This is a genomic window from Bacillus cereus group sp. N12 (assembly GCF_016483575.1).
Classification (GTDB): domain Bacteria; phylum Bacillota; class Bacilli; order Bacillales; family Bacillaceae_G; genus Bacillus_A; species Bacillus_A toyonensis.
Window position 1 is genome coordinate 1 of the sequence record NZ_JAEHBO010000142.1, and the last position, 7465, is coordinate 7465.

Below are 7465 nucleotides of genomic sequence, written 5' to 3' on the forward strand. Positions count from 1 at the left end.
ATTTAATGCTGTAGAAGATGAAGAGTCAGATGCTAATGATGCATCCATTGACGGAATTTCAGATAACTCTGTTAAATTAAGAATCTGTTTTCCGTTACTACTACTCGTAGCGTTCTCTTTCCCTTTTGCTTTTGCGTCATCTTTTTGGTAGCTACACGCGCCAAGCAACATACTTGCAGTTAAAGTTGATGCAAGTAATAACGGTATCTTTTTCTTCATGTTGTGTTGCCTCCCCTAATTGCACTTCCTGTACCCTCACTTGTTAAAAAGTAGAATTGAAAGAATAATCTCCAAGTTTCTACAATTTTCATTATACATATAATACGACGATTGTGAATATAGTTTTTTGTTTTTTTGTTAAAATTTTTAATAAAATGTTTATATTTTTAATTTTTCGTAAAGGGATACGTTAACATTGCTACCATCATCTTAAAATCAGACCTTTAATTGCGTATAATTTTCAAAAAATTATTTCTAGTACTTATTATAGCTTTTATAGTATAATAATTCTAGTAATATTTTGACGGAGGGGAATATTTTGAATAAAGTTTTTTTTCATACTTGTATACTAATTTTTATAGCGATGATTGCTTCTAGTATTGGTGCATTCCTCATTTCATCTCAATTTTTGTTGAACTTTGTCAACATTTCGTTTTATATCGCGCTATTTTTTATTCTGATAGGTGGTTTTTTATTCATATTTCAAAATGGATTTTTCAATGTAACTCTTTACGCTTTCCAGAGAGTATTTGGCACGAACAAAAAAATAGACTCGTTAATTGAAGAATCCGAGGAACCGGTGAATAAGAAAGAACGTATTTATAAAACATATTCATTCAAATGGACATATCCTATTTGTATTACAGGTATCATACTCGGAGCGTTCTCGACTCTCATTAGCTTTACTATTTTGATGTAGTTTGCAAACACTATCCCATATGATATAATTATCAGCAAAACATTTTGTTATAAAACTTTAGTTCTTTCATATTAAAAGAGCTCAGTTAACAATAAATAAATTTATATGTATGCGATGATAAAGAAGAGTACATATTGAAACAATTTCAGAGAGCTTGTGGCTGGTGTGAACAAGTAATTGTACAATGTGGAATGGGCTTTTGAGCACCAAACCGAACCGAAAGTAGTAGGCCTTGGCGTTATATCCAGACGTTACTATGGATTAGAGAGATTTCACAGTAGTGAAATAATTAGGGTGGTACCGCGGTCCATTCGTCCCTATAGTTTTTTGGGATGAATGGGCTTTTTTGTTTGCCTTCTCTTCCCTATCACGCATTCAAATTTAGGAGGAAATAATTATGTCAGTTATCTTTTCTGGTATTCAGCCAAGCGGAACGATTACACTTGGAAACTATTTAGGGGCTATGAAGCAATTTACAGAGCTTCAAAACGAACACGATTGCTATTTCTGTATTGTAAACCAACATGCCATTACAGTACCTCAAGATCCTATACAACTTCGCAAAAACATTCGTAGTCTTGCTGCACTTTATGTAGCATGCGGCATCGATCCTGAAAAAGCTACTTTATTTGTACAATCAGAAGTACCTGCACACGCTCAACTAGGATGGATCATGCAATCTGTTGCTTACGTTGGAGAATTAGAGCGTATGACACAATATAAAGATAAAGCTTCAGGTAGAGATTCAGTTCCAGCTGGATTACTTACGTATCCACCATTAATGGCTGCTGATATTTTACTTTATAACACAGAAATCGTACCTGTTGGTGATGACCAAAAACAACATATGGAATTAACACGTGATCTAGCAGAGCGTTTCAACAAACGCTTCCGTGAAGTGTTCATAGTTCCTGAAATTCGTATTCCAAAAGTAGGAGCTCGCGTTATGTCATTAACAGAACCTACGAAAAAAATGAGTAAATCTGATCCGAATCCAAAATCAATGATCAGTATGCTTGATGAACCAAAAACAATTGAAAAGAAAATTAAAAGTGCTGTAACAGATTCAGAAGGTATCGTGAAATTCGATAAAGAAAATAAACCTGGAATCTCTAACCTATTAACAATTTACTCTTCATTCTCAGGAAAAACAGTTGAAGAAATAGAAGCAATGTACGAAGGAAAAGGATACGGCGACTTCAAAGGTGACTTAGCACAAGTAGTCGTAGAAGCAATTCGCCCAATCCAAGACAAATATAACGAACTAATCAGCTCCCCAGAACTAGACAAAATTCTAGACAAAGGTGCCGAAAAAGCAAACCGCGTTGCATTCAAACAACTACGCAAAGTAGAAAACGCAATGGGACTAAGCAGAAAGCGTAGATAATATATAAAGCGGAGGCGGCTCGTTTAGAATGTGAGGGGGATGGAGCTCCTGACGTAGAGGCGCTTTTTGTCTCGCAGGAAGGCGCGAAGCCACCGAATATTCTTGCCGCTGAAGCTGGATTTCATATAAAGCGGAGGCGGCTCGTTTAGAATGTGAGGGGGATGGAGCTCCTGACGTAGAGGCGCTTTTTGCCTCGCAGGAAGGCGCGAAGCCACCGAATATTCTTGCCGCTGAAGCTGGATTTCATCAAATTAAAAAACCGCCAATTGGCGGTTTTTTAATTTACCTTTTGCTCATTTTCCATTTCCCATAACTTTTCAAAAAACGGCTGTCCTTTTACAAGGCGCTCGCATAATTGTTCGTGCTTCTCAGACCAGCCTGATTTCGCTTCATCATATAGTCTTGCCCAAATATCTTCAAATTCCATATCTTGGACCGTTCCATATGCTGACGGATCCCATTCTGTGTACCAATAGCGAATTTCCGCTGTGTTTTTCGTTGTATGTAATTGATCTAACGCCATAAATAATAATTGTTTTAGCTGTCTCTCTTTACGAGTTAAGCCATTCATAATGAAAGGCGATGGTGATAAAATATGATGTTCCTTTTCTGTTTCCTCTACTTGGAACTCATACTTTTCTGCTTGTACGTTTTCCACCATCTCATATACCATCTGCTCTTGGCGAGGTATAAGTCTACTTTTTCTAATTGGTACATTGTAACCAATTGTATCAATCGCAATAATTCCTTTTCCATCTGTAACAACAAAGCAATACTCTTGCTGCAAACGTTCATGATTTTTACGAATATAAGCCTTATGATGTACGTCTTCCAACAACTTTTGCGGAAGCTCTAACAATTCGTTCTCGATGTAATGATATAATGTGGCATCTACTTTTAATAATGGCACTTGATCTAATAGTTCAATCGTATCATCTTTCCGCCATTCGTAAAAATGACAAACGTTATACCCATTTTCTTCACCTTCAAACCAATTTACCCATACATCATGTAGATATAACATTCTCTATCCCTCACTTCACTACTGTTTGTACCAATCATTATGTTCATTTTCGCTTAACTTTATTCCACTTAAGGAAATATATTCTAATTATTATTTTTCCTTCTATAATATCTAAAAAAACAGGAGATAGACCTCCTGTTTTTCATGGAATACGAAATGTATTTGCTTTACTCAATATTTCTTTCGCATCTATAGGTAATAAAGACAGTGTATCTTCCCCTTCAAACGCTACACAATCTTTTACAATGTGAAATCCAAGCGCATAACCAAGCATTTTCGGATAAGAATGAAGTCCGTTTAATAATACGTCATGCTCCCTCGTTCCTCGTTTTATACTTATTCTTTCTTGAACAACGTTTTGCCAATAATAAATCGCCTCTTCTTTTGAAAGATATTTCGTCCACGGTGCATTATTTTTTTCTGTATATCTTTCCGTTACTGCTTGCTCAGCTAACCCTTCCATAATCATCGTATCAAGTAACGTATACTCTGTTTCTTTCGTCTCAATTTGATGTAACCTGCATATGTGGTGATATTCATGTGCCAATAACACTTTTAATTCTTCCACCGAATTCCGTCCACATACGAATAAGAAAATAACGTGACGCATAGATAATCCAGCTTTTCCGTTATACTCTTCTTGTACAGTTCGATTATACGAATCTGATAATAAAATAAAGATAGGGACATCCGGACCTTTTAACCAATTTTTCAATTTATCATACTCCATACGTAACTCTTTCCAAATTTCTTTTTTCTCTAATTCTTTAATTTCACGTTCTCCTCGCATTACTGGGCGATACATACCTTTAGAAATTAAAAAGCGATACAACCTTTCTTTTGGCAGTGGAATATACTTCGTAAATTTCTCACAAAGCTTTTCTGGCCGTCCATAATATAGATGTAACCACTCGGCTGTTTCAACAACCCCCATCTTTATCCCCCCTTTTTCTTATGTATATGCAAAAGAAGAAAAAGGCGTAAAAATAAATAAGGTGTTTTTTCGTAGTTTATTACGAAAAAACACCTTATTTCATCTATTATTTATACGATTTAAATACTAATACTGCGTTATGACCGCCGAACCCTAGTGAGTTACTTAATACAGCTTTTACTTCTTGCTGTCTCGCTTTATTCGGTACGTAATCTAAGTCACATTCTGGATCTGGTGTTTCATAGTTAATTGTTGGAGGAATTACTCCGTCCGTAATTGATTTAATAGAGAAGATCGCTTCAACAGCACCAGCTGCACCTAGTAAGTGACCTGTCATAGATTTCGTTGAGCTAATGGCTACTTTATATGCATGCTCACCGAAAGTTTCTTTAATTGCCATCGTTTCGTATTTTTCATTTGCATCGGTACTTGTACCATGTGCATTAATGTAATCGATATCTTCTGGCTCTAGACCTGCATCCGCTAAAGCTTGACGCATTGCACGCACTCCGCCTTCACCGCCAGGAGCAGGCATTGTAATATGGAATGCATCTCCAGTTGCGCCATAACCAGCGATTTCCGCATAAATGTGAGCACCACGTGCTAATGCATGCTCTAATTCTTCAAGAATTAGAATCCCTGAACCTTCACCCATTACGAAACCGCTACGATTTTTATCAAATGGGCGGCAAGCAGTTGCTGGATCTTCATTAAATGTTAATGCTTTCGCTGAACTAAATCCTGCGAATGCCATACTTGTTAACGGTGCTTCTGCTCCACCTGTAATCATTGCATCCGCATCACCGCGCTGAATTGCTTTAAATGCATCACCAATTGAGTTTGCACCAGATGCACAAGCCGTTACAGAACAAGTGTTAATTCCTTTCGCTCCAGTCGCAATAGATACTTGACCTGCTGCCATGTCTGGAATCATCATCGGTACGAAGAATGGACTCACGCGGCGTGGACCCTTCTCAGTAAAAATCTTAAATTGTTCTTCGTATGTTTCCATACCACCAATACCAGAACCAATCCATACACCAATTCGAGGTCCGTTTTCTTCTGTAATTTCAAGCTTTGCATCCGCAACTGCCATTTTCGCTGCTGCTACTGCATATTGTGTAAAGCGATCCATACGGCGCGCTTCTTTTTTATCAATATATTTCTCGACTTCAAAGTCGTTAATTTCTGCTGCTACTTTTGCTGGAAATAGTTCCGGATCAATTCTTGTAAGTCGCCCGATTCCAGATACACCCTTTTTTATGTTTTCCCAAGCTGTTTCAACATCTGTTCCGATCGGTGTAACAGCTCCTAGTCCTGTAATTACGACCCTCTTTTTTTCCATACAAAATACACTCCTTTTTTCTCTCAATCCTTATTTACCCCAACGAAGAGCTACTGCTCCCCATGTTAATCCACCGCCGAAACCAACAAGTATAATTAAATCACCGTCTTGAATACGTCCATTTTGCAATTCCTCTACCATTGCAATTGGAATGGAAGAAGCTGATGTATTACCGAACTTTTCAATTGTCATACTCATTTTTTCTTGTGGTAAATTTAATCTCTCTCTCGCAGATTCCATAATACGAATATTCGCTTGATGTGGTACTAAGAAATCCACATCCTCTTTCGTAAGACCAGCTTTATCTAACACACGCAGACAAGAATCTCCAAGTTGACGAACAGCAAATTTAAAGACTTCTCTGCCATTCATCATAACATACTCGTCTTGATAAAGATGCTTGCCGCCACTTCCGTCTGCTCCTAATTCGAAAGATAAAACGCCTCTTCCTTCTGAAACAGCTCCCATTACGATAGCACCAGCTCCGTCTCCAAATAGTACTGCTGTGTTTCGATCATTCCAGTCTACAATTTTAGATAGTTTATCACTACCAACTACTAATACATTTTTATAAGTTCCAGTTTGAATAAATTGCTGTGCTGTAATCATTCCGTACATAAAACCAGCACACGCTGCACTTAAATCCATTGCCGCTGCGTGTTTCGCTCCAATTGCCTCTTGAATCACACAAGCTACTGCTGGAAAAGCACGATCTGGCGTTACTGTTGCCACTAAAATAAGATCGATATCCTCTCCGCTAATCCCTGCATCTTCAAGTGCTTTTTTAGAAGCCTCTACGGCCATATATGAAGTATCTATTGTCTCATCGGCAATGCGTCTTTCTGCAATTCCCGTTCTCGTACGAATCCATTCATCGGATGTATCCATTACTTTCTCTAAATCGTGATTTGTGACTACTTTTTCTGGCACATATCTTCCGATCCCTAAAATGCCCACGTTCACATCGCAGCCCTCCGTTTTATATCAATTATTATGACTTGGTACTAATTTTAAAACATAAATTTACTTTTGTCTAGAATATATTTCAGCTAAAATAGAAAGCTAGCGTTTTATTCTCTTTATTTTTCAGTAAAAACAACGAAAACATACCTTCCCCTATTCTTCCCCTTACTTCGCTCGAAATATAAAAAGACCCGAACCGCTTCTACTCACGGTTCGAGCCCCTCTCCCCTCAAAAAGAAGGGTTTTATTCTTTGTCTGCTTTCCCAAGCTCATATGCTTCATTCATAACTTTCATTAATAACTCTAACACTGGTTGTGCCTTCTCCATATCAAGCTCAATTCCATTCGAATCTAAAATTGCCTTTGCTTCTGGTAAATGCTTCATTGCGATTTGTAAAAATTGCATGCTTTTTTCGTTCATATTATACTCTTCCTCTCCATTAAAACTTTCAATTCATAATCCATACAATAGTGTAACACGTGCACTATCCTTCGTATAACTCTTTATATTTTTTCATATGTGCCAATTGTTTATTTAAACCGTATTCTAACGGGGTATTTCTTTTTATCGGAATATCCTCGGCCGCTTCATCTCTTTCTTCCTTATTATTTTTATTCACTTTATCATCTGCACGTAAAAGATTCATCCCTTTTTCCCATAACGACCGTTTACCACTAAGTAAATTGTATATACCGAGATGCTCTCCGTTCGTTCCATTTCCCCATAAGTATTCGCATACATCTTCAATGTAAAGTAAATCGCTTCCTTTTTCCTCACTCGTACAACGGCACTCTTTCTCATCCAGTTCTGATAAAATGAGCTGATGATACATCATAAAGGATGGTTGCCACGGACCATATAATGTAGGAACTCGAAATACACTATATTGTAA

7 protein-coding genes, 2 pseudogenes and 1 other annotated feature are annotated in these 7465 nt (G+C 37.4%); of the genes and pseudogenes, 2 read left to right on the forward strand and 7 right to left on the reverse strand.

All coding sequences use genetic code 11. The features are described from left to right. Window positions 1–219: pseudogene (locus tag JDS92_RS29130) on the reverse strand (peptide ABC transporter substrate-binding protein); the annotation flags it as partial. Window positions 220–538: 319 nt separating this feature from the next. Between JDS92_RS29130 and JDS92_RS29135 the strand changes: the two are divergent. Together JDS92_RS29135 and trpS are read left to right on the forward strand one after the other, a co-directional pair. After that, window positions 539–919, forward strand: coding sequence for a DUF3899 domain-containing protein (locus JDS92_RS29135; protein WP_001045000.1), 381 nt, complete (start codon window positions 539–541; stop codon window positions 917–919). A gap of 105 nt (window positions 920–1024) precedes the next feature. Further along, window positions 1025–1241, forward strand: a binding site (T-box leader). Window positions 1242–1316: 75 nt separating this feature from the next. Beyond that, window positions 1317–2306 (forward strand): tryptophan--tRNA ligase, encoded by a 990-nt coding sequence (gene trpS / locus JDS92_RS29140; protein ID WP_199632981.1) that lies wholly within the window; start codon window positions 1317–1319, stop codon window positions 2304–2306. A gap of 277 nt (window positions 2307–2583) precedes the next feature. Here trpS and JDS92_RS29145 read toward each other — a convergent pair whose 3' ends face one another. From JDS92_RS29145 to JDS92_RS29170, 6 genes and pseudogenes are all read right to left on the reverse strand, one after another. Beyond that, window positions 2584–3330 (reverse strand): YjbA family protein, encoded by a 747-nt coding sequence (locus JDS92_RS29145; RefSeq protein ID WP_098911382.1) that lies wholly within the window; start codon window positions 3328–3330, stop codon window positions 2584–2586. A gap of 142 nt (window positions 3331–3472) precedes the next feature. Beyond that, window positions 3473–4264 (reverse strand): DUF2268 domain-containing putative Zn-dependent protease, encoded by a 792-nt coding sequence (locus JDS92_RS29150; protein WP_000539318.1) that lies wholly within the window; start codon window positions 4262–4264, stop codon window positions 3473–3475. Between the two features lie 106 nt (window positions 4265–4370). After that, window positions 4371–5609, reverse strand: a complete 1239-nt coding sequence (fabF, locus tag JDS92_RS29155) for a beta-ketoacyl-ACP synthase II (protein WP_000412641.1) — start codon at window positions 5607–5609, stop codon at window positions 4371–4373. A gap of 30 nt (window positions 5610–5639) precedes the next feature. Then, window positions 5640–6572: a beta-ketoacyl-ACP synthase III gene (fabH, locus tag JDS92_RS29160; RefSeq protein WP_001100553.1), complete on the reverse strand. Its 933-nt coding sequence runs from the start codon at window positions 6570–6572 to the stop codon at window positions 5640–5642. 244 nt (window positions 6573–6816) lie between these two features. Then, on the reverse strand, window positions 6817–6993 hold the full coding sequence (locus JDS92_RS29165) for a ComZ family protein (protein WP_001003338.1): 177 nt from the start codon (window positions 6991–6993) through the stop codon (window positions 6817–6819). A gap of 64 nt (window positions 6994–7057) precedes the next feature. Next, window positions 7058–7465, reverse strand: a pseudogene (locus JDS92_RS29170) (NAD(P)-dependent oxidoreductase); the annotation flags it as partial.

What these genes read in the sequence shown, in the direction of transcription:
- trpS (WP_199632981.1), top strand. Translation starts at nt 1,317, where the DNA reads ATGTCAGTTATCTTTTCTGGTATTCAGCCAAGCGGAACGATTACACTT.
- JDS92_RS29145 (WP_098911382.1), bottom strand. Translation starts at nt 3,330, where the DNA reads ATGTTATATCTACATGATGTATGGGTAAATTGGTTTGAAGGTGAAGAA.
- JDS92_RS29150 (WP_000539318.1), bottom strand. Translation starts at nt 4,264, where the DNA reads ATGGGGGTTGTTGAAACAGCCGAGTGGTTACATCTATATTATGGACGG.
- fabF (WP_000412641.1), bottom strand. Translation starts at nt 5,609, where the DNA reads ATGGAAAAAAAGAGGGTCGTAATTACAGGACTAGGAGCTGTTACACCG.
- JDS92_RS29165 (WP_001003338.1), bottom strand. Translation starts at nt 6,993, where the DNA reads ATGAACGAAAAAAGCATGCAATTTTTACAAATCGCAATGAAGCATTTA.